Source organism: Streptomyces durocortorensis, assembly GCF_016901035.1.
In the GTDB taxonomy this organism is placed as follows: Bacteria; Actinomycetota; Actinomycetes; order Streptomycetales; family Streptomycetaceae; genus Streptomyces; species Streptomyces durocortorensis.
In genome coordinates, this window is record NZ_JAFEUF010000032.1 from 11,908 (window position 1) to 37,201 (window position 25,294).

Below are 25,294 nucleotides of genomic sequence, written 5' to 3' on the forward strand. Positions count from 1 at the left end.
CGCCGGTGTTCGGCGGAAGATCGTTGAGCGGCTGCGGGCGTCGTTAGCGTCAGGTCCATGCCAGTGGAGTTCTTGACCGACGAGCAGGCGGCTTCGTACGGGAAGTTCAACGAGGAGCCGACCCGGCCGGAGCTGGAGCGGTTCTTCTTCCTCGACGACGAGGACCGCAAGCTGGTCGCGAAGCGGCGCGGTGATCACAACCGGCTCGGGTTCGCTCTCCAGATGTGCACCGTGCGCTACATCGGCCGGTTCCTCCCGGACGACCCGCTGGACGTTCCGTGGGCGGTGGTGGAGTACCTCGGGGAACAGCTCGGCATCGAGGACTCCTCGTGCGTGAAGCAGTACACCGAGCGCAAGCCGACGGCGTACGAGCACGCGTGGGAGATCCGGGACGCGTACGAGTACCACGAGTACGACGATGCGGAGTGGGGTCGGAAGTTCCGGACGTTCCTGCACGGGCGGGCGTGGACGCACGCCGAGGGGCCGGTGGCCCTGTTCAACCAGGCGGTGGGCTGGTTGCGCCGGCACCGGGTGCTGCTGCCCGGGGTGAGCGTGCTGGCCCGGAAGGTGTCGGAGGTTCGGGCGGTCGCGGAGAAGCGGCTGCACGCCACGGTCGCCAGGGCCGCGCACCGGGCGGACGCGGCGCTGCCCGGGGACCTGGTGGCCACGCTGGCGGTGCCGGAGGGTGCCCGGTTCTCGGAGCTGGAGCGGCTACGCCGGCCGCCGACGCGGACGACGGGTACGGCGTTCGCGCGGTCGCTGGAGCGGGTCGATGAGATCGGCGCGTTCGGTCTGGGCCGGGTGCGGCTGTCGCAGGTCCCGCCGAACCGGCTGGCCGCGCTGGCCCGGTACGGGCTGGGGTCGAAGGCGGCGAGCCTGGAGCGGGCCGAGGAGCCCAAGCGCACCGCGATGCTCACCGCGGTGATGCGGCACCTGGAGGCGAAGGCCATCGACGAGGCCCTGGACCTGTTCCAGGTGCTGATGGCGACCCGGCTGCTCAGCACCGCGAGGCGGGCGACGGAGAAGGAGCGCCTGTCGACGCTGCCGCAGCTGGAGAAGGCGTCGAGGACGCTCGCGCGGGCGGCGAAGGTGCTGTTCGAGGAGCTGGAGCTGGTCGAGACGCACGGCGCCGACCTGGACACGGCGGCGCTGTGGGCGGCGGTCGAGGAGGTCGCCCCGCGCCAGGCGGTGATGACCGCGGCCGCCGTCGTGGTATCCCTGGTGCCCGAGGACGAGGACTCCGCCGACGTCGCGATGCGGGCGGCGCTGACCACCCGCTACAACACGGTGCGCCCGTTCCTGGCGCTGCTGGGCGAGTCGAAGGCGCTGGCGGCGTCGACCGGCGGCGCGCGGGTGCTCGCCGGGGTGAAGCGGCTGCCCGCGCTGGCGCGGCGGCGGGTGAAGGACAAGCCGCTGCTGCCGCGCGAGGTGGACGAGAAGCTGGTGCCGCCGGCGTGGCGCAAGGCGGTCTACGCGAACGCCGATCTGCCGCAGGGGTCGGTGGACCGGAACGCGTACGTGGTGTGCGTGCTGGAGCAGCTGCACCGGGCCTTGAACAACCGCAACGTGTTCGCCTCCCCTTCGCACCGGTGGTCCGACCCGCGGGCCCGGCTCCTGGACGGCGCGGCGTGGGACGCGGTGTGCGAGGACGTGCTGGCCGGGCTGAGCCTGGACATGCCCGTCACCGAGCACATGGCGGAGCTGGTGCGGGCCCTGGACGCGGGCTGGAAGCAGATGGCCGAGCGCCTGGAGTCGGCGGGCAAGGACGCGAAGGTGTCGCTCGACGTCCAGCGAGACGGCCGGGTGAAGCTGAACGTGGAGAAGCTCGGCGCGCTCGGCGAGCCGAAGTCGCTGGCCTGGCTGCGGGGGCGGGTCGAGAAGATGCTCCCGAAGATCGACCTGCCGGACCTGCTCTTCGAGGTCCACTCCTGGACCGTGTTCCTCGACGCCTTTGTCCACCTCGGGGACGGCACCACCCGCATGAAGGACCTGACCACCTCGGTGGTCGCGCTGCTGGTGAGCGAGGCGTGCAACATCGGCATGACCCCGGTCACCAACCCCGGCCACGAAGCGCTGACCCGCTCCCGCCTGGTCCACGTCGACCAGTTCTACCTGCGCGCCGACACCATCGCCGCGGCGAACGCGGTTCTGATCGAGGCCCAGGCCGAGGTGCCGATCGTGCAGTTCTGGGGCGACGGGCTGCTGGCCTCGGTCGACGGACTGCGTTTCGTCGTTCCCGTCCGCACGATCAGCGCAGCGCCCTCCCCGAAGTACTTCGGGTTCAAGCGCGGCATCACCTGGCTCAACGCCGTCAACGACCAGGTCGCGGGCATCGGGCAGATGGTCGTCCCCGGCACCCCGCGCGACTCCCTGCACATCCTGGACGCGCTGCTGAACCTCGACGGCGGCGTGAAGCCGGAGATGGTGGCCACCGACAACGCGAGCTACAGCGACATCGTGTTCGGGATCTTCAAGATCCTGGGCTACAACTTCAGCCCCCGCTTCAAGGACCTGGACGACCAGCGGTTCTGGCGGGCGACGATGCCCGGGGTGGAGACGGGGACGTACGGGGTGCTGGAGCCGCTCGCCCGCAACCGCGTCAACCTGAAGAAGATCGAGACGTGGTGGCCGGACATGCTCCGAGTCGCGGGCTCCCTGGTCACCAACCAGGTCCGCGCCTACGACCTGCTGCGGATGTTCGGCCGCGAGGGCCACCCCACCCCGCTGGGACAGGCGTTCGCCGAGTACGGGCGGATCGCCAAGACCGAGCACCTGATGCGAATGGTCGACCCCGTGGACGACACCTACCGCAGGCAGATGAACCGCCAGCTCACCGTGCAGGAGTCCCGCCACAAGCTGGCCCGCGACGTCTGCCACGGCAAGCGCGGCACCATCCACCAGGCGTACCGCGACGGCATGGAGGACCAGCTCGGCGCTCTCGGCCTGGTCCTCAACGCCATCGTGCTGTGGACGACGAAGTACATCGACGCCGCCGTCGGCCAGCTCCGCGCCGAGGGACACGAGCTGAGGGACGAGGACATCGCCCGGCTCTCTCCGCTCAAGCACCGCAACCTCAACGTGCTCGGCCGCTACAGCTTCACCGCCTCCACCCCGGCCGCCGGCGCCCTGCGCCCGCTGCGCGACCCGGACGCGGCCGGGCTCGGGCTGGATGAGGACGACGAGGAGTAGAGGAGCTCTTGGCGTCTCCCGCCGGGGCCCGGATCGCTGTCCGGGTGGGAGCGTTTCGCTCCAGGCGGGTGCCGTCGGCGGGCGGCGGTGGAGAGGTGCAGGGTGTGGCCCTGTCGAGGCCCGTGTCGTCAGGCGGCGGAGCCGGTCGTGAGCTGGTCCATGATGTCGGCCAGGTTGTAGTGGGCCCGCTTCTCGATGATCTTCCCGTCCTTGAACGTGAACAGGTTGAACATGGAGAAACGTACGTGCGCTCCGCGCGGGGGGATGCCGTAGTAGTCGCCGCCCTGGTCTCCTTCGACCACGACGTAGGCGCCGACCTTGTCGCCTTCGGCGACGGTGTCGAGGACCGTCAGGCGGTTGCCGGGGAAGGCGTCGAGGTGCTTCTTCTCCGCGTCGATGAACCCTGCGACTCCGGGCCGGGGGCTGTCGATCTGGGAGTAGAAGACGAAGTCCGGGTGGAACATGCCGGTGAGCGTGTCGTAGTCGCCCTGCTGAAGGGCCTGGTAGAAGCGGCGCACGAGGCCGGCGTTGGTACCGGTGGACATGTGATCGGGTCCTTCTCTGTCGTTCTGGCACGGCGCACGGGACGCCGCGAAGGGTCGTGCCGGGGCCGGGGCTCGGCGTGTGTGGAGTCCCCCCCCCGGCCCGAGGTCCCGGTTCCTTGAGTGGCGGGCCGGGCTCAGGCGCGCTGCGCCCAGTCCTGGTCCAGGCGGTCGGTCAGGCCCGCGGCGGCGAAGGCGGCCTTCAGCTCGTCGCGGCCCTCGGTGAAGTGGGCCCAGCTGTCGTGGTGGACCGGGACGACACGGCGGGCGTCAAGCATCCGGGTGGCTTCGGCGGCCTGGGCGCTGTCCAGGACGATCAGGTTGCCGTCGAAGACCATGGGGAAGCGGGGGGCACCGGCGAACAGCAGGGCGGTGTCGATCGGGGCGAAGCGCTCGGCGATCTCCCTGACCGCGTCGAGCGAGGCGTTGTCGCCACTGACGTAAACCGTCGGCAGGCCCTCCCCCGTCAGGACGAAGCCGACGACCTGGCCGGCGAGGGGCTCGACCTCCTCACGCGCACCGGGGCCGTGGATGGCGGGGACCCCGGTCACCGTGACGGTGCCGCCGCCCGGACGCTCCAGCTCGACCGTCTCCCAGTCGGCCAGGCCCTTGGCCTTCGCACCGAGGCGCTCGCCGCCACCGGGGGTGGTCAGGGTGAGGGGAACGTCGGCGAGCAGGGCGCGGCCGGAGGTGTCGAGGTTGTCGGCGTGCTCATCGTGGGAGAGCAGAACCACGTCGACGGGGCCGAGCTCGGCGGGCGTGGTGGTGGAGGGGGCGGTCTTGGTCATGGTCGGGCCGTGCGAGGCGTAGTCGCCGGGGCCGTCGAAGGTCGGGTCGGTCAGGAAGTGCAGGCCGCCGTACTCGAACAGGGCGGTCGGACCGCCGAACGTGCGGACCGGGAACTGGCTGGCGTTGAGCTGGGACATCATGTCTCCGTTTCTCACGAAAAAAACCTGCGGTTAACGTGACACCAGGCTAGGCAGGTGTCACGGAAAAATGCAAGCGGTACCATGAGAGGCATGGACGACACCCTGGCCACCGACGTGGCACCGACCGCTCTGCCCCCGGCGCCGGGTGCCGACCGGTACCGCTCCCTGGACTTCGCCGACACCGCCGCCACCCTGCCCGCCAGCCAGAGCTACGACCTGCTCGCCGCCCCGGAAACCGCCATGCGCTGGCTCACCGCCCACGACCTGACCACCCCGGACGTGCAGCTGTACGAGTTCTGCGCCCAGCGGATGCGCACCCTGCGCGGACACGTCCGCGCCCTGTTCACCGCGCGCGTGGACGGCGCACCCCCGCCCGAGGAATCCCTGCACGCGGTGAACAAGGCCCTCACGGCCGTGCCCACCGCCCCCCTCCTCACCTGGGACGGGGCCCAGGGGCTGCGCCGCGTCCAGGCGCACCCCACCGACCAGGCCGTCAACCACGCACTGGCGACCCTCGCCGCCGACGCCGCCGACCTGCTCACCGGCCCCGACGCCGACATCCTCACCGCCTGCGGCTCCGCCCCCTGCGACCGGTTTCTCCTGCGCACCCACGGCCGGCGCCACTGGTGTTCCACCCGCTGCGGCGACCGTGTCCGTGCCGCCCGCGCCTACGCCCGGCGCAGCGGCGCCTCGGGCTGACGCACCACCCCAGGACCTTCCTGCGGACCGCCCGGTGGCCACGCGAAACACCTTCAGCAGGCTGCTTCCGGTGGTCGACCGGCAGCCGGGCGCTTGATCGCTGGAGATCACCGCTCTGACTCGGGCTCTCTCGCAAACGTTCATCTGTGAGAGTTCTGCGACAGCCCCCGCAGCGATCACGTTTCCGCAGGTCGCCGTTCGCAAAAGCCCTCTCGAAACCCACACGTTGTGCGAGGCACTTCTGAGAGACTTCCCGGATGGATCTCACGCCCGATCGGGCCGCATTGGCGGTAGAACGTCACGACTGCCCGAACTGTGACGCGCCCGCCGGCTCCGCCTGCCGCACCCGCGGCGGGAAGACCGCAGCGAAGTACCACACCCCACGCTTCGTCCTCGTCCCCGCGCTCCGCGAGGAACTCGAAGTCCTCGTCCCCGCCGACCGGCACCCCGGCCGCGCGTGGAAGCAGGGCCCGGCGTTCGCCGTCGTGCCCGCGCCCCGCACCGAGCGCCCGGTACGGATCGGGTACGCCAGGACCTCGACCGCGCGGCAGGAGCTGGCGAGCCAGCTCGAAGCCCTCCACCGGGCCGAGTGCCACAAGGTCTTCCAGGAGCAGATCAGCACCCGGGTGAAGATCCGGCCCGAGCTGGAAAAGGCGCTCGCCCTGGCCCACCAGTTCAAGGAGGCCGCCCCCGAGACCCCGGTCATCCTCACCGTGCACGAGCTCAAGCGCCTCGCGCGCAACGCGGCCGAGCTGATGACGCTGTCCGCCGAGCTCCAGGCCGGCGGCATCCAGCTCGAACTCCTCACCGGGCCGCTCACCGGCATCTACGACCCCAACGGCATGGGCGCCATGTTCTTCGCCGTCCTCGCCGTGGCCGGGCAGATCGAGCGCAACTACATCCGGGAGAAGACCCTCGAAGGCCAGGTCATCGCCGCGTCCAAGGGCAACCATGGCGGACGCCCGAAGGTCATCGACGACGACATGCTCACCTTCGCCGTCGCGCTCAAGGACAAGGGCATCCCCGTCCCCGAGATCGCGAAGAAACTGACCATCAAAACCGGGAAGAACGCGGGCAAGTCCCCGTCGGTCGCCTCGCTGTACCGGGCGCTCGCGGAAGCCGAGGAAGCCGCGGCCGACGACGGTCTGCCGCTGCGGCCCAAGCCCGTACGCATCCGCCGGCCCGAGGACCCGCTCACCCCCGAGGAAATCGACCTCAGCGAACGGCTCCAGACTCAGCCCCACCCGAACGCCGAGCTGCGGTAGTCCCGCCCACGACCAGCCCTGATCCCAAGATCACCGGCTTAGCGTTAACCGCTGTACCGCTGTGCCCCAAGGCCGCCTCCCGCCTTCGTTCAAGCATCTTCCGGCACAGGAGCGCCCGGTGCCCCTGCATTCTCCTTCTGCCGATATGACGAGCCCATGACTGATGGCTGGCCCTGCATCCGCGGTCCATGTGAGCAGGCAGCCTTGCTGGTACGTAGCGGCGCGGCTTAACGCTGGTCTCGCGGACGCTTCGCTGGTGCCCAGGGACACTGAAGCCCTGGGCAATTGCCAAAGGCAGTAGTGGATGAGGCGGGTGGTTGCCATGCTGATGGGATGGACGAAGCAGAGGACCGGTTGAGTCTGCCCCGGCCCCGGTGGGCGAATGCCGAGATTGCCGTCTGGGGCGGTGTCAGCGAGGACGATCTGACGCTCGCTGGTGGCTATCTGAGAGTGGCCGAGACCGCTGCCCGACACTGGATCGTCCACGGCCCGGACGACCGGATGCCCCTCCCGATCCTCTACAACTACCGACACAGCATCGAACTGTCGCTGAAGTGGCTGATCCGCAAGGCCGCTCAATGCGCGCTGCGCGAGGGCTACACAGGAGAAGAAGACCTCAGCTCCGACCAGTTGGACAAGCGTTTGCACACCCACAACATCCGAAAACTGGCGGACTGTCTCAACCGGTACCTGGCCCTGCTGGACCTGCCCAAGGTGGAACAGCGCATCGATCCGGGCTCCTGGAGTCAGCTCAAATGGCTGGACAGCGAGGATGCGTCAGGGGAGACCTACCGGTACGCCGTGGTCGGCCACGGCACCGGCAGTGCACCCGCCCGGCCTGTGCAGCAGAACGTCAATTTCTACGAGCAGGTGAACGAGCTGCACAAGCTCGCGCACCTGCTGTGGGGCGGCTACTCGGCTCATCTCGGTGAGTACGAGAACTGGCAGATCGAGTACATGGAGGCCATGGGCACGGCCGGCTACTGAAGCGCCGCGCCCCTCTACAGCGTCGGCTTCTTGTGGCGGGTGAGGAGCTCGGTGAAGAAGTCGGAGATGAGCTGCGGGCTGTCGGGCCGGGTGAGTTCCCAGCCGCCGAAGCGGTAGATCTCGTAACCGGCCAGCCGCAGACGCCGGTCCTCGGCGACCATTTCCGAGTACAGCCTGGGCGAGGCGGTGTACATGATGCGGCCGTCCGCGCCGGCGGGATTCTTGGTGCCGTAGTGGTGGGCGCCGTCGACCTCGATCACGATGCGGGAGCGGTCGGGGGCCAGCAGCAGGAAGTCCATGCGCTCGCGGTGAAGAGCACCGCTGTGTCCGCTGCTCTTGCGGGTGTAGGGGTCGTAGTGCAGGTAGACCTGCGGGATGAGCGCGGGCAGTTCGAACCCGTCAGGTTCGGCGTAGCGGGCGCAGTACGTCCGCAGGACCGTCTGCTCCGGCAGGGAATCCAGTGAGCGGTACAACCGCCGGTACAGGCCGTCGGCGGCCTCCGGCTCCTCGGCGTCTGGCATGTGGTGCGCCTGCCACCAGGCGACCATCTGCCGCCAGGTCAGGCCCTGTACTGGCAGGGTGTCCCTGTACACGAGGCAGTTGTCGGCGTTCCGGACGATCTCCACCTCGTTGCTCACCGCGTCCCGCAACACGATCTGCGGCTTCGGGCCGACTGCCGCGAAGATGAGGTTCTTGAAGGTGCCAAGGGGGCCCTTCTTGAACTGCTGCTCGTACTCGGCCTCCTGCAGGTCCTCCAAGGCTTGTCTGGTCGGCCCCAGCAGCTCTTCGACGCACTCGCGGCGCGCCTGCCACCCGCCGCCCCCGGACATGTTGTTCCTGCGCCAGTAGTCGAAAAAGCCACTGTGATGGCGGAACGGCAGCTTTGGCGGCTCAAGGCCCAAGCGTTCAAGAACCGCCCGATGCGCTTTGACGGCGAGGACGACTTCCTCGTCGTTCATGCGCTCGTCGTGGCTAGTGCCCCTGGAGACGAAGTCCTCGTGCAGCAACCGGGTCAGGGCCACGGCGACGTCCAGGTCCGAGTGGGCGGACAGAGGGCCGAACCGCAGGGATTCCACCAGCTCAACATCCAGCTCCCACAGCTGGGACACCCATTCTCCTGGCCTGATGTCAGGCCAGTCCACGTGCTCAGTGCCGTGGAAGAAGTCATCTGTCTGCATGCTCACGCATCCCCCGCCCTGCAGCGCTGTCGGAAGGAATTGTCGCTGGTGTCACTGACAAAGGGGGACTGCTCACCTGGGAACAGAGTGGTGACAACCTGCTGATTTGCCACTCGCCGTCACGTCCACAGGCAGCCAGCTCAGGGCTGATGAATCGGCAGAACTTATGCACAGGCCAACGCTTTTACGGTCGGTGTCCGGTTCCGGGTGTGAGGTGCCGGGACGCAGACCGAAAGGGCACCGCCATGGCACGGACGAAGTTCGACAAGCAGGTGGATGAGTCCGCCGACACCTTCGCGCGCGGGCTCGCCCGGATGCTGGCCGGCCGGGACCTGGACGGGGTCCGCCGTACGGATGCGACGTTCTGGCGCTCGGGCACCCGGGTCCTGCCTACCGTGGAGGGCAAGGTCCGCCGCCGCTCCTACAAGCCCGGGTGGCGCCGGTTGTCCTTCCGGCTGACCCTCTGCGGTGGGCTCGCGGAGAGCGGCTACCTGACGACCCGGGACCTGGACGCCACCCGCGAGACCCTGCGGGAGCTCACGGGGCTGTGGGAGAACCGGGAGGCGGCGCTCGCCGCGCTGGAGCCCGCCGGGATCGGCGCGGCCTCCGTCCTCACGGTGGGCACTGCGACGTACATGGTCCTGACCCGTGAGCGCCGGGAGCTGATGCGCGAGTGGGTGGGCCCGCTGCACGAGGCCCTGCACCAGCCGCTCGGGCTGGCGGAGCAGACCGACCCGCGCCGCTACCTCCACATCCCGAAGAGCTTCTCCGACGACGACGCTCAGATCCGTATCGACCTGCCCACCCGGCTCGGGTTCTCCCGCGACGTGGTGGCCGACCTCATCACCCAGAAGCTTGCCCTCCAGGGCGTCACGTTCTCCTGGCACCCCGAGGGCCGCAAGCCGTACGTGCTGGTGAAGAAGACCCGCAAGCCCCCGGCCCTGTCCCTCTTCAAGGACCAGAAGACGCGGGACCTGGTCGCCAAGGCGAAGGAGTCCGCCCCGATCATCGGGTTCGGGGCCGGCGGGCGGATCGTCTCCGTCGACCTGGACGCCGAATCCCCGCACATCCTCGTCAACGCCTCCACGGGCGGCGGCAAGTCGGTGATCCTGCGGTGCATCGCCTGCCAGATGCTCCACAACGGCAGCAGGGTCTTCGTCCTGGACACCAAGCGGATCTCCCACCCCTGGGCGCGCGGCCTGCCCGGCGTCACCTACTGCGCCGACATCGCCGACATCCACGACCAGCTCATCGCCCTCGGCATCGAAGGCCGGCGCCGTACGCGGGTCGCCGACGACCTCGGTATCGGCGCCGACCCCAAGGACATCGGGCCCCGGTTGTTGATCCTCTTCGAAGAGGTCAACGCGACGATGAAGCAGCTGGCCCGCTACTGGGAGAAGACCCGCGAGTCCGGCGACCCGAAGGTCTCCCCGGCCGTCGACGCCCTCAACGAGATCCTCTACATGGGCCGCCAGCTGCGCATGCACGTCCTCCTGGTCGCGCAGTCCGCCACCGCCCGCGCCCTGGGGGGCCCGGAGGTCCGCGAGCAGTTCTCAACCCGCATCCTCGCCCGCTACAGCGTCAACGCCTGGCGGATGCTCGCCCCTGAAGTCCACCCCGCACCGAAGTCCACCAAGCACGCCGGCCGCGCTCAGGTAGTCACAGGCGGCAGCGCCACCGAGACGCAGGTCCTGTTCTTCACCGAGGCCGAAGCCCACGAGTGGGCCAGCACCGGCAAGACGACCACGGCCGAACCGCAGCACCCGGGCCCGCCCGTGCTCCACAAACCTGCCCCGCCGACCGTCTCCCCGCCCCCCGACGCCTGGAGCAGCGACGCGGCCCTGCCGCCGGTCGCCCCCGACCCGGCCGCCGAGCCCGTCACCGTCCCGGCGACGCCGCCCGCGGATCCGGTACCTGATGACGACGACCAGGCGGTGGGACTGCGCCAGGCCGCTGAGCACCACCTGCCCGGCATCACCCTGGCCGCGCTGCGCTTCGCCCGCGCCAACGACCCGACCTTCCCCACCTCGGCCGCCAAGCGCGGCACCGAACTCCTCTACAGCGTCCACGACCTCAAGAGGTGGGCCCGCAACCGGCCCCGCGCCCCCACCGGCACCACCGACCTCGACGACCCCCGGGACCACGGCGGGCCAGAAATCTGACCCGCCCCTCGATCCGGACCTGTCCGCTTTCACCGACACGATCCCCAGGACCCGGAAGAACCCCCGGCTCTCCCCGGCACCACACAGAATGGAACACCGCCCCATGAAGAAGACCGCGCTCCTCACGATGCTCAGCTTCGCCGACCCGGACCTGCGCCAGCAGATAGAGGCCATGCCCGAGGGAACCGCCCTCATCGGCATCAGCACCACCGGACAGGCCATCGCCGTCGACCTGGACGGCGAATCCCCGCACGTCCTGGTCTGCACCGCCGCCGGTGGCGGCAGCACCACCATGCTGCGTTCCCTGACCGCCCAGTTCCTCCACCAGGGCGCCCACGCCCTGGTCCTGGACACCAAGCGGATCTCCCACCTGTGGGCGAAGGCCCTGCCGACCGTCACCCACCGCGGCAACATCGCCGGCATCCACGACGCCCTGGTCCACCTCGCCACCGAGCTGGAGCGCCGCCTCGACCTCGACGGCGACCTGGACACCGTGCCCCGCCTGATCGTCGCCATCGACGAAGCGAACACCACGCTGCCCCGCCTCGCCCGTTACTGGGAGACCTTCCGGCAGAAGGACGACCCGAAGACGTCACCGGCCATCGCCGCCCTGGAGCAAGCGCTCTGGGTCGGGCGCGCGGCCCGCGTCCACGTCATCTTCGACGGGCGCCCCCAGGCCACCGTCCTCAGGAGCGCGGCCCGCGAACTGTTCGCCACGGTGATCCTGGCGCGGTTCACGACCGACACCTGGCAGGTCCTCGCCCCGGACGCCGGACCCGCCCCCAAGCAGCGTCACCCCCAGCAGGGCCACTTCCACGTCATCCAGCACGGCGAGGTCGACGAGACACAGGCGATCCGGATGACCGACGCCGACGTCGTCACCTGGCTCACCGACCCGGACGACCCCACCGCCTGACCGAACGACCGACACACCACGGGCCCCGGGGGATCAGCCATGACATCCCCGGGGGCCGGTATGGGTTCGCGTTGTCCAACGACCGCGCGCCCCGGCGTCACGCGATCTGTCGACGTGAGCGGCCGGAAGCTCCGTCCAGTGTCGGAGTATCTGGGTCGGTCAGGGCGTCTGAGGTCCGTAGTGGCGGGTCAGTTCTTCCAGCAGCGGACGCCAGTGCTGGGGCAGGCCGCGGCGGTTCATCGCCTCGATCATCGCCTGGGGAGGCAGGGCCGCGAACATGTCCGCCAGTTCGCCGCCCCGGCCCTCCTGGGCGTTCATCCAGAGCGTTTCCGCCACCCGCATGTCGCGGTGGACCCAGTACTCGGGCTGACGGTGCTGCCCCTGCGGCTTCGGCTGGCGTACGGGTGCCTGGGAGGCGAGGTGGTCCTCTCGCAGCAGTGATGCTGCGATGAGAGCGCGGACCGCCGTGGTCGCGGTCAGCGCCGGTGCCAGCGCGTTCTGCACCGGGGGCCCGAGCCGATTGAGCGCGTCCAGCAGCACCTCGACCGAACCCAGCGTGTCCAGCGCCGCCGAAGGGCTCCAGCCGTCGGCCGAAGCCGTTTCCCAGACTTCAATGGAGGCGTCCGACAGCGATACGACCTGCTCAGGGAGACTCACACCCCGTTCAACGACCGGACGCCCCCACGGCTACCACCCCAGAACCGCCGAGCGGGCCCGTTCTCCCCCAGGGGGCGTGGCAGGGGCGGCTGGTCAGGGCACGTCGCCCTCCCATACCCACGGGCCGTCGGGGCGGCTGATGGTCGGCGCGTAGGAGGCGCGCCCGCCCGGCCCGTACGCGCTGTGAGGGGTGATCAGGTAGGCGCCGATGGTGATCTGCTCGTCCGTCCAGCCGGTGACCTCGATCAACTGCCCGTCCAGCGGCCCGCCGGTCAGCTCGCGATACGTGTGGCCGGACTGCGGCCCGGTCGCAGGACCGTCGTGCTCGGTGCCATACACCCGGGGTGCCTGTGTCATCCGACCAGTCTGGCGCGGCACCGGGCACTGGTTGACCGCTTCCGGGGACCGACACCAGGGAGGGGCCCGGGCGGCCCGGGTGCGCCTACACCGGCCCGGCCCTTGTGCTCCGCGAAAAGGCAGGACCAGTGTCAGTGGCCGCGCGCATACTGGCGGATCAAGCCACTGTCGTACGGCTGCGGCCTCCTGTCTTCTGTGAGGTGCGGTGCCGTCGGCTGATCGACCAGGGCAATGAGGCCCCGGGGGATGGATGGAAGCCCGATGCTGTTGCACACGGTAGAGATCGACGCGTTCCGGAACTTCACCAACAGGCAGACCATGGCGGTCGATCCCGGGGTGACGTGCTTGATCGGCAAGAACGAGTCGGGTAAGACCACAATCCTCAAGGCGCTGCACCGACTGAACCCGGCGAACGAGTCTGACGAGTTCAGCCTCACCACGGACTATCCGCGCCGCCACCTGGCCCGGGACCGCCGGTCCAAGAATCTGGACGAGGTCGCACCGGTCACCGCCGTCTTCTCGCTGGAGGAGAGCGACCTCGACGCGATTGAGAACGAGCTGGGTCTCCGCCCGCCGGCCGAGGTCCGGGTGGTGGCCTCGCGAACGTACGGCGGGGAGCTCCAGGTCGGATTCGACTGCGCCCTGGAGCACGTGCTGGAGAAGGTGATCCAGGAGAGCGGCATCGACGACGATGAGGACCGCGCGATGCTCCTGCAGCTGACGTCGATGGCTGACGTCGGGGCCGCAGTCAAGGAGCGCTCCAAGGAGCTGAAGGACGGCAAGAAGACGGCCCGCGCCAAGGTGCTGGACAAGGTCCCTTCCGCCCTGGTCAAGTACAAGTTGTTCCTGGAAGACGACATGGACGACGACCAGCTCCAGTCCCTGATCGGCCTCATCCCGAAGTTCTTCTACTTCTCCACCTACGAGCTGCTGCCGGGGGAGTGCGACCTGCACTCGCTGGCCGAACGCAGGAACGCCGGGAAGCGATACAGGGGAGACGGGACGATCCTGTCGCTGCTGCGCCTGGCCGGCGAGGGCCCCGAGGACTTCCTCGACGAGAACTACGTCAGCCGCAAGGCAGAGCTCCAGGCCGCCAGCATGGAACTGAGCGACCAGGTCTTCGAGTACTGGAAGCAGAACGACGCGCTCACCGTCGCCTTCGACACCGACCTCGTCGCCATGCCCAACGACGCGAACGGCGAGCCCCAGCCGCACCACCGCATTCTGAAGATCGAGCTGCGCGACGACCGGCACGGGGTGGAGACAAACTTCGCCACGCGCTCCACCGGCTTCCAGTGGTTCTTCTCGTTCCTCGCCGCGTTCAGCGCCTACCGTGACCGCAGCGAACGTGTCGTGGTCCTGCTGGACGAGCCCGGAACCAGCCTCCACGGCGAAGCCCAGGGCGACTTCCTGCGGTACATCTACGGCGAGCTCGGCACCAAGCAGCAGGTCCTCTACACCACGCACTCCCAGCACATGATCGACCCCACCCGGTACGAAACCATGCGCGCCATCCATGACCAGGCCACGCGCACGGACGCCAGCCTCGGTGTCGTCATCACCCCGGTCAGCCTGTCGGCTGACCCCAAGACGATCCTGCCGGTGGAGGCAGCGCTCGGATACTCCGTGTCGCAGCACCTGTTCCTCGGTGCCGGCCCGCTCCTCGCGGTGGAAGGCAGCAGCGACTTCGTCTTCCTCATGCGCATGTCCGACCACCTGATCAGCAAGGGCCGCACCGGCCTCGACCCCCGCCTGTCGATCATCCCGGTCGGCGGCATCGGCAACATGCCCGCCTTCGTCGCCGTCATGGGACGCCGACTGTCAGTCCGCGCGCTCATCGACGGCGCCGAGACCACCAAGGTGACCGCCAAAGTCCTCAGCGCTGCACAGGCCGCCAACGTCGACGCCTCCCACATCACCATCATCGGCCAACTTGAAGGACTCCCCGAGACTGCCGACATCGAGGACCTGTTCTCCACCAAGGACTACCTGTGGCTCTACAACAGGGCGACCGAAGTCACCGTCCACGAAGCCGATCTGATCAACCCTGACAATCCCCTCCCGATTCTCAAGCGCATCGGCATCGCCCGGGAGAAGCAGCAGAAGTCGCGGGACTTCGACCACGTCGGACCCGCGCACCAGCTCACCAGCGACAGGGACGGCTTCTTCGCGCAGGTCGACGACGACACCCTCGACCGCTTCGAGGCGGTCTTCACGAAGCTCACCGCCTGAACGTGCTGACAGCACGGGGCCCCGGGCGCGAAGGAGCCTGGGGTCCCGTCTTGACCGAGAGCCCTGCGCGCGGGACGGTCGTCATGCAACTACGTGCAACCGGCTCGCTTCGGAGGCGATCATGGCGTTACTTTTCTTCGGCACGGACCCGAACTCGGGCGGAGGGAACTGCCCGGCGGTGTGGGTGGACACCGAGGCCGCTGAGGGGCCGGAACTGGTTCTGCAGGGCAAGTTCGCCGACGCGGCGACCCGGGCCGCGTGCAGCCAGGACAGTCCACCGGCGGATGACGAGGGAGTCATCCGGATCTCGGTGCGGATGGTGGATCAGATCAGGAAGGCGTGCGATGCCGCAGAAGCCGCCGGCACCCAGCTTTGAGGACCTCCTCGACTCCGCCCAGCGGCACGCCCTGCACCTGGAGCTGCGGGACGTCTACGCCGTGGGGGAGGAGCGGGAGGTCTACGACGCCTTCCTGCGCGACGGGAGCGTGCCGGCGGACGACTCGGAGTACTGGAGCGGATGGCTGCCGCTGGTGGAGCGGGCCGTCGCCTGCGGGGTGACAGTCCGGCGGGCCCGGATCGTATCCGAGCCCGTCACCGACTACATCCGCTTCGAGCACGCCATCACCGACGCCAACCTCCGCGCCGGCGAACAGGTCCGCTGGCTGCCCCGCCGCCACGCCTCCACCCTCGCCCTGCCCGGCAACGACTTCTGGCTCATCGACGACCGCATCGTGCGCTGGAACATCTTCTCCGGCGACGGCCAGGCCCTGGAACCTGACCACACCAAGGACCCGCAGGCCATCAAGCTGTGTGCCGAGGCGTTCCGTACGGTGTGGGACCTGGCCACCGACCACGCCGACTACCGCATCTGACCGACGCACAACCCAAGGGCCACGCACCTCATGACGACCGCCTCCCCCTCCTCCAGCGCACAGGCGGCCCGCGAGGCGCTCGCCGTGCGCTTGCAGCACCTGCGCAAGGACGCCGGCCTCACCGGGAAGGACATCTCCGCCCGGTGCGGCTGGCACCCCGCCAAGACCACCCGCATCCAGAAGGCCGCAGTCGCCCCCTCGGACACCGACATCCGCACCTGGTGTTCGGCGTGCGGCGCGGACGACCAGGCCGACGACCTCATCGCCACCGCCCGCGCGGTCGACTCGATGTACATGGAGTGGCGCCGCCTGCACCAGGGCGGCATGCGCCAGGTCCAGGAGGACTGGCTCGCCCTTCACGAGCAGACCCGCCACTGCCGGGTCTACCTCTCCAACGTTCCGCCCGGCTTCCTCCAGACCCCGGCGTTCGCGACCGCCCTCATGAACCAGATCACCGCGTTCCAGGGCACACCGAACGACGTCGCCGAAGCCGTCGCCGCACGCGTTGCCCGCTCCCGCTTCCTCTACGAGGGCGGCCACCGCTACGTCGTCCTCCTCGAGGAGTCCGTCCTGCGCTACCAAACGGCCGACCCGGAGGCGATGCGTGGGCAGCTGCGCCACCTCCTGGCCGTGATGCCGCTCGCCTCCGTCTCGCTGGGGATCATCCCGTTCACCGCGCAGCGCACCGTGTGGCCGCTGGAGGCGTTCTACGTCCACGACGACACCATGGCCGTGGTGGAGACGTTGACGGCGGAGATCAAGGTGACGCAGCCGCGCGAGCTTGCCGACTACGCCAGGGCGTTCGCCGGCCTCGCGGAGATGGCCGTGTACGGCGACGCCGCCCGCGCCCTCATCCGGGCCGCGATCGACGCCCTGGAGTGAACCTGCCGCAATTACCCGCAATCTTGTTGAGGACCAATCCGCCTTCTCCGTAGCGTCGAACGACACTGACGCACCCAGCAACAGAAGGCGGTGCCCATGAGCGCACCCACACCCGCCCGACCCGAACCGGAAGGCCCCAGCCTCCAGCGCCCCGGCTTCGGGCGGCCTTCTCCGGCGCTGCTGGAACGCGCTGATCGCGGCTACGCCCGCTTCCTCGCCCACACCACCCAGGCCACGGACGACCAGGCCGACGGCCACGACGACACGGCGAGGCACCGATGACCAGCACACACCTGGTCCTGCACGATCCCGAAGGACACCTCGAAGCAGACCTCCCGCTCGACCGGGCACCCCACGAGTGCCTGATCAAGGCGGTGTTCGGATGGACCGGCGATCCCGGCCTGGCCCCCGCGGACCTCCAACAGATCGCGCTGCTCCTCACCGGCGCCGCCCGCGCCGTGGCCGGCGACGTCCGCCGCGCCGCAGACCTGCTGCCCGACGAACACGCCGCCCGCGCGCTCGCCGACGTCGTCCTCGACGAAGCCGACCGCCGACTGGCGGTCCGCGTGGAAGGCACCGTGCGCTGTGTCCAAGGCCGCGCCCGCCTCGTCCGCGCTCTCTACGAGCGCCTGGACCGCCTCGTCGGCGCCGCCCCCGAGCCCGTCAGTACCCCCTGATCCCGCTGTACCCAGGCGCGACACCATCACCGCGTGCCTGACACCTGATCCTGCCGACCGGCCCACCGCTAAGGAGCTGACTGCCCACCGGTGACCTGGCCGACAGGTGCTCAGCCGCCGTGGTCTTCGGCGCTCGGGTTGCTGACCCGCGCGATGCCGTCCAGCTCGATGTCCACGGCTTCGCGCTCGGTGCTCCACTGGTCGATGAAGTCGCGGACTTCCTGCACCTTGGCAGGGTCGTCGGCCTCTTCAGGGTCCATGAGGACGAAGCCGGAGTGGCCGTCGGATCCGGGGACATCGACGACCTGCTGGTCCATTTTGCCGGTGAGCAGCATCGTCAGGACGGTTGCGAACTCCCGATGCATCTCGGGCGTGAACTCCATGGAGTCGTCCTCGGAGCCGATGGTGCCTTCGCGGCCTTGAGCCAGCAGATGGAACGCCTCGTGCAGAGCGTGTGCCAGAGCCCTGTACTGGTCCGGGTCCATCCGGGCCTGGAGCGTTTCCATGTAGAGGGCCACTTTAACCGCACGGTTGTCTTCCCCCGGGGCTGCGTCTTCGTCGTTCATCCACACAGCCTGGCCCTGGCCACCACCCCCGTCCAGGCCTGCCCACAACTTCCGATCGACGAAGCGAACACGGGGACGCCCACCAAGAACCAGCCGGGTGCGTCGGCGGAGACGACCGCCGAGCTGTCGCGGATGCGGTCCCTTCTGGACCACGCCATCGCCTGAGAGGAGGCCGCCGGGAGCACCGGCCCGGAGACCGAAAAGGACTGACCGGCCCGGAGCCGGACACATCACGGGCCCCGGGGGGGATCAGCCATGACGTCCCCGGGGCCCGGTTGGGTTCGCGCTGTTCAACGACTGTGCGGCCCTGGCGTCACGACATGGCCAACCGGCTGTCAGTACCTTCTGGGACAGTAGTGACATGACTGATTTTTCTCTTCATCTCCTGGGTTCCGACAGGCAGTTCGAGACAGACGAGCTGCCGCCTGCAACCTCCCCCCACACCGGACGACAGTTGCGGCGCGTGGAGCTTGAGCTGCGTGTGCCGAGCGATCTGCAAGACGGTTTTGAAAGCGAGCTCAAGGCCGCCGCGGCTCCCGCCGGACAACCCCTCCAGGGAGAGGGCACCTCCTGGCTGGTGGGCGACCACAGCTTCTCGTACACCGACAACGCCCGGCCGCGCGTATACACCCACCGAGTCGAGCTCCAAGAAGTGGAAGAGCTGAAAGCCTCCGCCGTGGAGGTCGCAGGGCTCACCCTCGTCCCGGTCAAGTACAACGAGGACTTCACCGAAGGGATGCTCCTGGTAACTCTCATCACCGAGGTCTCCGGCGAAGAAGGCGAGCGCCTGGAGGAACTGCTCGTCACGGCGGGAGACAACTACGTTGATGTCGTTCGCCGCGGCGTCAGTGAGACCCCGCTCCGCATGCGCTTCGGCCGCTGCCTGTGGCAACAAGGCGAAGGCGACACCCGACTCCACAACCTGGCGCTTGTCGCTGACGAAGATCAGCCGGATCCTCCGCTGGGCTACGCGGGGATCAACCAGCCCCAGTTCAGCCGCACCCTGGAAAAGACCGTCGCCACCTCCAAAGCGCTGGACCTGCTCGTCGAACAGCTCCACTCCCAGGGCCTCCTGACCGAGGAAGTCGCCGCCAGCATCAAAGCCGCAGCACTCCCGCACGAACTCACGCCCCGAGAGAGCCGTGAGTTCTGCCGCACGGACAAGATCGAAAGCTTCTGGAGCTGAGCTCCTAGCGGCAGGGGGAGCAGCCCAAGTCCCAGGCTCTACACGCACTCCAGTTCGATGCCGCAGGTCAGAACCCTCGGGCATCGCACCTCAGTGCGTGTAGAGCCTGGATCCGGGACCCCGACCCCGGACAGCGAAGGACCCCGGGCCGCCCTGCGCCCCGGGGTCCTGTCGTCGGTCTCACCGCCGCTGCCTACCAGTCGTCGGGTGCGCTGCCCACCCATGCGATTGGCCGGCCCTCGCTGTTGCGGCCCCAGTGCGGTTCCTCCATCGAGGTCTCGTGCCCGTCGGGCAGCACGCAGATCCGCCCCCAGCGGCCGTGCTTGCACCCACAGAGCCCGGCGAGCCCGTTCGCGTCACCCTCCGCCACGGCCTGGTCGTAGCGGTCCTGGAACGGCTGGAGACGGGCGCCCAGCTCCGGGCCCAGCTCCGTCTCCGCCGCCTCGAGCCGGTCCCGCGCCTCCCGCACCCCCGGGTCGGACAGCACCGCCGTGAAGACGTTCTCAGCGTCCGCGAAGGCCCTGGTGCGGACGTGCCGCCGTACAGCTTCCTGCACCCGCTGATCTTTCCCGGCTGCGGTCATCACGCCGCCACCTCCGTCACGGCCCACTCCAGCCCGACCGCGGCGAGCGCCTGGAGCTTGTCGGCGGTGAGCTTGGCCCGGCGGCTCTTGCTGTTGCTGAGGAACACTCCGAGCTTCACGACGTGCTCCTGGCCGCCGACCACGATCCGTTCCTCGTGGCCTCTGGGGACGCTCAGAGAGCCTTCGCGGGCCTTGTACTGCTCTAGGGCCGCCACGCCCTTCTCGAAGGCGCTCACAGCCTTCTTGGGGGCCTTGGCGGGCTCCGCCTGCTCCGGGGGCAGCGGTACGACGCCGACCGCCGCCAGGAGCTCGCGCTGCTCCTCCATCAGCCCCGCCCAGACCGCGTGCTGACGCTGCTTCGCCAGCCACTTCCCCACGTCCATGCCGTGGACGGTGAAGCCGGGCAGGACCTCGGAGCGGTCGTCCTCATCCGTCAGCAGCTCCCGCAGCGCGGCGTAGTGCCTCTGCCACTCCGCCGGCCACGCCGGGTTCCAGTGCGCGTCCACGGCCTCCAGCGCGGTCTTCCACTCGGGGTGGTCCTCCAGCGCACCGGGGCGGCGCAAATTGCTCAACCACTGCCCTACCGGCCTGTCGAGAGCAGCGGCGGACCTCGGAGCGCAGAGGGTCCAATGGTCCGCGTGGTACGCCTTCGCGGCCTCCAGGTTCTCCTGGAACCGCTCATCGGCCAGATTCCAGACCATGCCCAGCTTCTCCAGCCGCTGCGCGCGTGTCGTCGCCTAGTTTTTCTGAGTTGTTGCTGTGGCTGTGAGCTGGGGTTTCTCAGTTCTTGTGGGTGATGTTCGTGTGCCTGGGGTGCTCGGATTGTGGGGCTGGGCGGGTCGGTGTCCTCCTGGCCTGTTGCGTACGTGGGTGCGCAGGTTGATCGAGCGGCGTGCAGTTTCAGTGAGCTGCTACTTGATGGGACGGCTCAGGTGGTGTCGGGGTTGGTGAGGTCGTCTCGGGTGAGGGTGACGCGGGTGGCTTTGCCGGCTTTGCTGGCGGTGGTGGCGGGTGGCGCGACGCGGGCGTGGATGAAGTGGACGCGGACACCGGATAGTTCGGTGTATGGGGGCCATGCGCCGGGGGTGCCGTCGGTGGGCAGCTCGAGGAGTTTGTCGGTGATGTTGTAGATGACGAGGTAGGCGGTGTGCTGCCCGTAGTCGTGGGCGTACTTGATGATCTGGTGCACGCCTTTGACGAGGTAGCTCTTGCCGCGGCTCTTTCCGTCGAAGATTTTGCCGTCGCAGACCAGGGGGTCACGGCCGTGTAGGTCCCCGACGAGGTCGGCTTCGCCGGAGGCTGAGCGCGGTTTGGCGTGGGTGATGTGGTCGCCTTCGAGGAAGAGGAAGCGCTGCAGGTCGAGGTTGTAGACCTCTTCGCCGTTGGCGGTGTCGGCGGTGAAGCGCGTGTATAGCTCCTCGCGGTCGAACCATTCGATGCGTGTGCGGTAGCGCTCGAGGGTGTGCAGGATGCTGCTCTCGGCACCGACGCGTTCACTGAGGAAGTCGAACAGAGGCTGCAGGACATCCTCGGCGAACTCCCGCCAGCTGTCCTGGTGGCGTCTTTCGCTGCTGTACGCGCTCGCTGTCCGCCACCCGGCGGATGGGTCGTCTGCGTCTGCTTTTGCTATGGCCTGCATCAGGTCCCAGATGAGTGTCGCGCGCCCTTCTTCGGTCCTGCTGGGCCAGATGAACGGGGCGTTGCCGGTAAGCCCGGTACGGAACCGGTCTCGGTCGACGCCTGGCTCTGCTCGGGACGCCTCTTCGAGGATGCCTCGAAGGGCGGGTTGGCTGTTGATCCAGGTGACGGCGAGATGGACTTCGTGGCCGGCACTGATGTAGGGAGCGGTCATGAGTTTGCGTAGGCGTTCGCGTACGGCGACCTGGAGGCGCTGCTGGTATTTCACCGGAAGAGGCCTTTCAGAGCTTGTGTGATCTGCTGCTGGATGGCGTCGCCTGCGTTCTGTGCGCTGCCGGTCTCGTCGATCAGCCAGATGTGGGTGTAGCAGCAGGGGCAGGTCACGGCGGTCTGGGCTACGACCTCTGAGTAGCGGACCCACATCAGGTAGCCGCAGGCGGGGCAGGCCGTATCGAGGTCCGCGCTGAGGAACTGTGTCGTGAGGGATTCGCCCATGGCGGGATTGTTCCGTATGGGTCTGACAGCGGTGGTGTTGTCGGTTCATACGGGAACGATGCCGATGGTGGTGAGGAGGTGTTGTTGCTGGGGGTGGAGGGTGGTCCAGCGGGTGTGTTGGCGTTCGGTCCATCGATGGAGGGTGGGGGAGTGGTCCTGGCCGGTGTCGTGGTGCGCGCGGGCTTGCTGGTAGGTGCGTTGCCAGGTGTGGGGCCAGGGTGGGTTCCACCAGGCATCGAGGTCCTCAAGGGCCCGACTTGTGGTGAGGGCGAGTTGTCCTTGTCGGGCTTTGCGGCGTGTTTCTACCAGCCAGCGGCCCAGAGGGAAGCCGTCGTGGTGGGTGTCGGCGCTGGGGGAAAGGTGGCCGTGGGCCAGGGCGTAGGTGCGTGCGTGGTCGAGTCCGGGACTCGGCGGATAGACGCGGCTGGTCCTGCACCGCTGGCCAGCGGCGTTCTCGCTGCCGGACGTGATACCCGCCTCGGTCAGGAGCTTCTGCTGCTCGGGGCGTAGACGATCCCAGGCCGTGCGCTGTGCGGTGATCCACGTGCGTACGTCGGCCGGCGGGCCCCCGGGGCGGGCTTGTGCGGTGCGGGTGTAGGCGCGTTGCCAGGCCAGGTCCCAGGGCGGGTTCCACCACGGGTCGATCGCGGTGAGGGCCTGGTGGCGGGCGTTGGGGGTGGTGTCGCGTCGGGCTTGTTGGCGCTGGTCGTTGAGCCAGTGGCCGAGGGGGAAACCGTCGTGGACGGTGGAGTAGGCCACAGCCAGGGTGTGGTGGGCGGCAGCGTAGGCACGGGCGTGGGCGAGGGCGGTTTCGGCGTAGGGAGCGATGGGCCGGGTGCGGGCCCTCTCGCGGGTGAGGCCGATGTCGGCCAGGAGGCGCTGCTGGTCGGGGTGGAGGTCGTCGTAGTGGGTGCGCTGGAAGCGTAGCCAGGCGCGCTGGGTGGGGGCGAAGCTGCGGAAGTGGTGGTCGGCGTCGAGCCGGTGGCCGGCCCGGACCTGGTCGTGGATGTGCTGCCAAGCCCGCTGCCACGCCAGGTTCCAGGGCGGACACCACCACGGATCGACCGCGGACAGGGCCTTCGTCTGGGCGGATGGAGGCGTGCCCCGGCCGGCGTCGGTACGGGCGTGCTGGCGTTGCCGTCGCAGCCACCGTCCGAGGTGGAACCTGTCGTGGACGGTGCTGATCGCGGCAGCGAGGGTGCCGTGTGCCGCGTGGTAGGAGCGGGCGTAGCCCAGGGCGGTGGCGAAGTCGGCCTCGTTCTCGGCGGGCCGTGCGGCCGCGCCGCGGGCCCGGTCCGCGGTGATGCCGATGCGGGCGAGCAGATCCTGCTGGTCGGGCTGGAGGGTGTCGAACTGGGCGCACTGGGTGGTTAGCCACGTGGCGAGTGCGCGGGTGGTGCCGGGGAACCCGGCTGCGGCGTCCAGGAGGTGACCGCCCTCAACGCGGGTGTGTGCCTGGTGCCAGGAGCGCTGCCATTCCAGTGTCCAGGGTGGGTTCCACCAGGGGTCGATCGCCGACAGCGCCTGGGCCCGGGGCGAGGGAGTGCCGTGGCGGTGCAGGTGGGCGCGGTCTTTGCTGCGCTGGTTGGCCAGCCACTGTCCCAGCTTCAGCCCGTCCTGGACGGTGTCGGTGGTCGCGGTCACCAGCGTGCCGTGCGTGCCGGCGTAGGTGCTGGCGCAGGCGAGGGCCCGCTGGAAGTGGGTGGCCATGTTCTTGCGGCGGGGCCTGGCCGCCCGTACAGCCTCGGGGGTGAGGCCGATGTCGGCCAGGAGGCGCTGCTGTGCGGGGTGCAGGCTGTCGTAGCCGGTGCACTGGCTGTACAGCCATTCGCCCAGGCCGAAGCTGGTAGCGGGGAAGCCGCGGTCGGGCCGCAAGGGTCCGCGGGCGCGGACGTGGTCACGGGCCTGGTAGTAGAAGCGCTGCCACATCACCGTCCACGGTGGTCGCCACCACGGATCCAGCGCCTCGAGTTCCGCGACGTGTTCGGGCGGCATCGCCGGGAACTTCCGATGATTCGACAGCCATCGGCCCAGGGCAAAGCCGTCGAACCGGCTGTGGATCGGGGCGGCGAGATGGCCGTGTACCGCGGCGTAGGCACGGGCGTGTGCCAGCCCCGTTGTGAACGCCTGATCCGATCTGTGCCGGAGCCCCAGGTGCAGCCGCGTACCGCCCGCCGTCTTCTCCGGCTGTTGTGCGGCGTCGCGGTAGGCGGTGAGTTCGCGGGCGATGGGGCGGGGCCGGTGCGCCATGTGCAGCGTCCACAGCCGGTCGGTGACGGCTGTGGACGCATCGGCCCGTACGCAGTGCTGCGCCCAGAGCAGCAAGGGACCGGCTGAGGTCGAGGCGATCCGCTCAACGAGCCACGGCCGCCCCGTGACCCGCGCCAGTTCGCCGACCAGACCAGGCACGTGAGCGAGCGTGTGAGGCAGATGCCCGCCGGTGTCGGCGAGCAGCCGCTGCCTGGTGCGTTCATCGGTGAGCACCGAGGCGAGGGCAACGGTCTCCGGGTAGGTGACCACGTCCCTGGCCAGCAGCCGCCACCAGCCGGGATCGGCCCCCTGCGGCGTGAGCTGGCGTACCCGGTGAGGCCACTGCTCCTCCTCGGGCCATTGCTGCGCCCACCAGGAGACGATCACGGCGTGCGCGACCTCGAACGCGCGGGCGGCGTCCGGCCGATGGCGCAGCAGATCCAGATGCCGCCGGTGCGCCGCGACCATCTGCGGCAGTCCCGCCAGGTCGACCTGCTCGGTCTCGGCTGGTGCACCGTCGATCCAGTGGGTTCCGAGCATCCAGCGCCGGTGGCGCGGGCAGATGCGGGTGTGCGGTTTCAGGTAGAGCCGGGCGGGCTTGGCCCGTCCGGTGCGTGCGGCCGTGCACGGCCGGCAGCCTTCTCCCGCGGCTGGCACCACGGCCCCGAAGCGGAACCGCCCGGCTGCGCCCGCCCCGCCCGAAGAGAGAGGTTCCTGCGCGGTCCAGGCGGGCAGGGCCCGCTGCAGGATCTCCTCGGGCACGCGGCAGAACGCGGAGATGCGGGCGCGGGCTTCGGCATTGAGGTATATCTCGCCGTCCGTGCGGTAGCCCTTGAACAGACCTCCGCCGACCTGGAGGAGTGCGGGGATGAGGTCTCTAACACCGAGCCGGTAGCGGTCGGCCAGCCGGTCCAGGTACGACAGATTCGTCTCGCCCTGCAGCGGCGCGAGCCGTACCCGCCCCGAACGTGCCGCAGCCGTACGTTGCGGCTGCGGCTGCGGCTGTGGTGGAGGAAAGTCGTGCATCAGGGA

Annotated in this window: 24 protein-coding genes; 13 read left to right on the forward strand and 11 right to left on the reverse strand. The window is 69.2% G+C overall.

The window, feature by feature from the left end; all coding sequences use genetic code 11:
- The first annotated feature begins 57 nt into the window (after positions 1–57).
- Positions 58–3,189 carry a Tn3 family transposase gene (locus tag JS521_RS09490; RefSeq protein ID WP_205082272.1) on the forward strand — a complete coding sequence of 1,044 codons (3,132 nt, stop codon included), beginning with the start codon at positions 58–60 and terminating at the stop codon, positions 3,187–3,189.
- Between the two features lie 128 nt (positions 3,190–3,317).
- Here the strand turns inward: JS521_RS09490 and JS521_RS09495 are convergent, their stop codons facing one another.
- A complete protein-coding gene (locus JS521_RS09495) occupies positions 3,318–3,734 on the reverse strand; it encodes an ester cyclase (RefSeq protein WP_205082273.1) in 417 nt (138 codons plus the stop codon).
- Between the two features lie 134 nt (positions 3,735–3,868).
- Entirely contained in the window at positions 3,869–4,657 is a 789-nt protein-coding gene (locus tag JS521_RS09500) for an MBL fold metallo-hydrolase (protein WP_205082296.1), read from the reverse strand.
- Between the two features lie 84 nt (positions 4,658–4,741).
- Here JS521_RS09500 and JS521_RS09505 point away from each other — a divergent pair, with 84 nt between their 5' ends.
- From JS521_RS09505 to JS521_RS09515, 3 genes are all read left to right on the forward strand, one after another.
- Complete coding sequence (locus JS521_RS09505) at positions 4,742–5,359, forward strand: ABATE domain-containing protein (protein WP_372448568.1); 618 nt, start codon at positions 4,742–4,744, stop codon at positions 5,357–5,359.
- A gap of 257 nt (positions 5,360–5,616) precedes the next feature.
- Positions 5,617–6,624: a recombinase family protein gene (locus JS521_RS09510; RefSeq protein ID WP_205082275.1), complete on the forward strand. Its 1,008-nt coding sequence runs from the start codon at positions 5,617–5,619 to the stop codon at positions 6,622–6,624.
- A 333-nt stretch (positions 6,625–6,957) separates the two neighbouring features.
- Complete coding sequence (locus tag JS521_RS09515) at positions 6,958–7,611, forward strand: hypothetical protein (protein WP_205082276.1); 654 nt, start codon at positions 6,958–6,960, stop codon at positions 7,609–7,611.
- A 14-nt stretch (positions 7,612–7,625) separates the two neighbouring features.
- Here the strand turns inward: JS521_RS09515 and JS521_RS09520 are convergent, their stop codons facing one another.
- Positions 7,626–8,720, reverse strand: coding sequence for a hypothetical protein (locus JS521_RS09520; RefSeq protein WP_307847819.1), 1,095 nt, complete (start codon positions 8,718–8,720; stop codon positions 7,626–7,628).
- A 314-nt stretch (positions 8,721–9,034) separates the two neighbouring features.
- Between JS521_RS09520 and JS521_RS09525 the strand changes: the two genes are divergently transcribed.
- Both JS521_RS09525 and JS521_RS09530 read left to right on the forward strand, forming a co-directional pair.
- Positions 9,035–10,951: a pRL2-11 gene (locus tag JS521_RS09525; RefSeq protein ID WP_205082278.1), complete on the forward strand. Its 1,917-nt coding sequence runs from the start codon at positions 9,035–9,037 to the stop codon at positions 10,949–10,951.
- 103 nt (positions 10,952–11,054) lie between these two features.
- Complete coding sequence (locus JS521_RS09530) at positions 11,055–11,867, forward strand: P-loop NTPase family protein (protein ID WP_205082279.1); 813 nt, start codon at positions 11,055–11,057, stop codon at positions 11,865–11,867.
- Positions 11,868–12,026: 159 nt separating this feature from the next.
- On the opposite strand, the gene JS521_RS09535 is transcribed toward JS521_RS09530, so the two are convergent.
- Both JS521_RS09535 and JS521_RS09540 read right to left on the reverse strand, forming a co-directional pair.
- On the reverse strand, positions 12,027–12,524 hold the full coding sequence (locus JS521_RS09535; protein ID WP_205082280.1) for a hypothetical protein: 498 nt from the start codon (positions 12,522–12,524) through the stop codon (positions 12,027–12,029).
- Positions 12,525–12,617: 93 nt separating this feature from the next.
- Positions 12,618–12,881 (reverse strand): hypothetical protein, encoded by a 264-nt coding sequence (locus JS521_RS09540; RefSeq protein WP_205082281.1) that lies wholly within the window; start codon positions 12,879–12,881, stop codon positions 12,618–12,620.
- A gap of 261 nt (positions 12,882–13,142) precedes the next feature.
- Between JS521_RS09540 and JS521_RS09545 the strand changes: the two genes are divergently transcribed.
- The 6 genes from JS521_RS09545 (at position 13,143) to JS521_RS09570 (ending at position 17,544) form a co-directional block, all read left to right on the forward strand.
- The gene (locus JS521_RS09545; protein WP_205082282.1) at positions 13,143–15,113 is read left to right on the forward strand and encodes an AAA family ATPase; all 1,971 of its coding nucleotides are present in this window, start codon (positions 13,143–13,145) and stop codon (positions 15,111–15,113) included.
- 184 nt (positions 15,114–15,297) lie between these two features.
- A complete protein-coding gene (locus tag JS521_RS09550; protein WP_239487012.1) occupies positions 15,298–15,489 on the forward strand; it encodes a hypothetical protein in 192 nt (63 codons plus the stop codon).
- Positions 15,458–15,985, forward strand: a complete 528-nt coding sequence (locus JS521_RS09555; RefSeq protein WP_205082284.1) for a DUF6879 family protein — start codon at positions 15,458–15,460, stop codon at positions 15,983–15,985. Before JS521_RS09550 ends, JS521_RS09555 begins: the two co-directional genes overlap by 32 nt.
- 30 nt (positions 15,986–16,015) lie before the next feature.
- Complete coding sequence (locus JS521_RS09560) at positions 16,016–16,867, forward strand: helix-turn-helix domain-containing protein (protein WP_205082285.1); 852 nt, start codon at positions 16,016–16,018, stop codon at positions 16,865–16,867.
- Between the two features lie 96 nt (positions 16,868–16,963).
- Positions 16,964–17,149, forward strand: coding sequence for a hypothetical protein (locus JS521_RS09565; protein WP_205082286.1), 186 nt, complete (start codon positions 16,964–16,966; stop codon positions 17,147–17,149).
- The gene (locus JS521_RS09570; RefSeq protein WP_205082287.1) at positions 17,146–17,544 is read left to right on the forward strand and encodes a restriction endonuclease; all 399 of its coding nucleotides are present in this window, start codon (positions 17,146–17,148) and stop codon (positions 17,542–17,544) included. The genes JS521_RS09565 and JS521_RS09570 overlap by 4 nt, the downstream gene beginning before the upstream one ends.
- Positions 17,545–17,654: 110 nt before the next feature.
- Here the strand turns inward: JS521_RS09570 and JS521_RS09575 are convergent, their stop codons facing one another.
- A complete protein-coding gene (locus JS521_RS09575) occupies positions 17,655–18,050 on the reverse strand; it encodes a hypothetical protein (RefSeq protein WP_239487013.1) in 396 nt (131 codons plus the stop codon).
- A 421-nt stretch (positions 18,051–18,471) separates the two neighbouring features.
- Between JS521_RS09575 and JS521_RS09580 the strand changes: the two genes are divergently transcribed.
- Entirely contained in the window at positions 18,472–19,296 is an 825-nt protein-coding gene (locus JS521_RS09580) for a hypothetical protein (protein ID WP_205082289.1), read from the forward strand.
- A 193-nt stretch (positions 19,297–19,489) separates the two neighbouring features.
- Here the strand turns inward: JS521_RS09580 and JS521_RS09585 are convergent, their stop codons facing one another.
- The 5 genes from JS521_RS09585 to JS521_RS09605 all read right to left on the reverse strand — a co-directional run bounded on the left by JS521_RS09585 (position 19,490) and on the right by JS521_RS09605 (position 25,288).
- Complete coding sequence (locus JS521_RS09585) at positions 19,490–19,879, reverse strand: hypothetical protein (protein WP_205082290.1); 390 nt, start codon at positions 19,877–19,879, stop codon at positions 19,490–19,492.
- Positions 19,879–20,580: a helicase associated domain-containing protein gene (locus JS521_RS09590; protein WP_443732176.1), complete on the reverse strand. Its 702-nt coding sequence runs from the start codon at positions 20,578–20,580 to the stop codon at positions 19,879–19,881. The genes JS521_RS09585 and JS521_RS09590 overlap by 1 nt, the downstream gene beginning before the upstream one ends.
- A 227-nt stretch (positions 20,581–20,807) precedes the next feature.
- Positions 20,808–21,785: a hypothetical protein gene (locus JS521_RS09595; RefSeq protein ID WP_205082291.1), complete on the reverse strand. Its 978-nt coding sequence runs from the start codon at positions 21,783–21,785 to the stop codon at positions 20,808–20,810.
- Positions 21,782–22,012, reverse strand: coding sequence for a hypothetical protein (locus JS521_RS09600; RefSeq protein WP_134664173.1), 231 nt, complete (start codon positions 22,010–22,012; stop codon positions 21,782–21,784). The genes JS521_RS09595 and JS521_RS09600 overlap by 4 nt, the downstream gene beginning before the upstream one ends.
- Positions 22,013–22,057: 45 nt before the next feature.
- On the reverse strand, positions 22,058–25,288 hold the full coding sequence (locus tag JS521_RS09605; protein ID WP_239487014.1) for a helicase associated domain-containing protein: 3,231 nt from the start codon (positions 25,286–25,288) through the stop codon (positions 22,058–22,060).
- Positions 25,289–25,294: the final 6 nt, after the last annotated feature.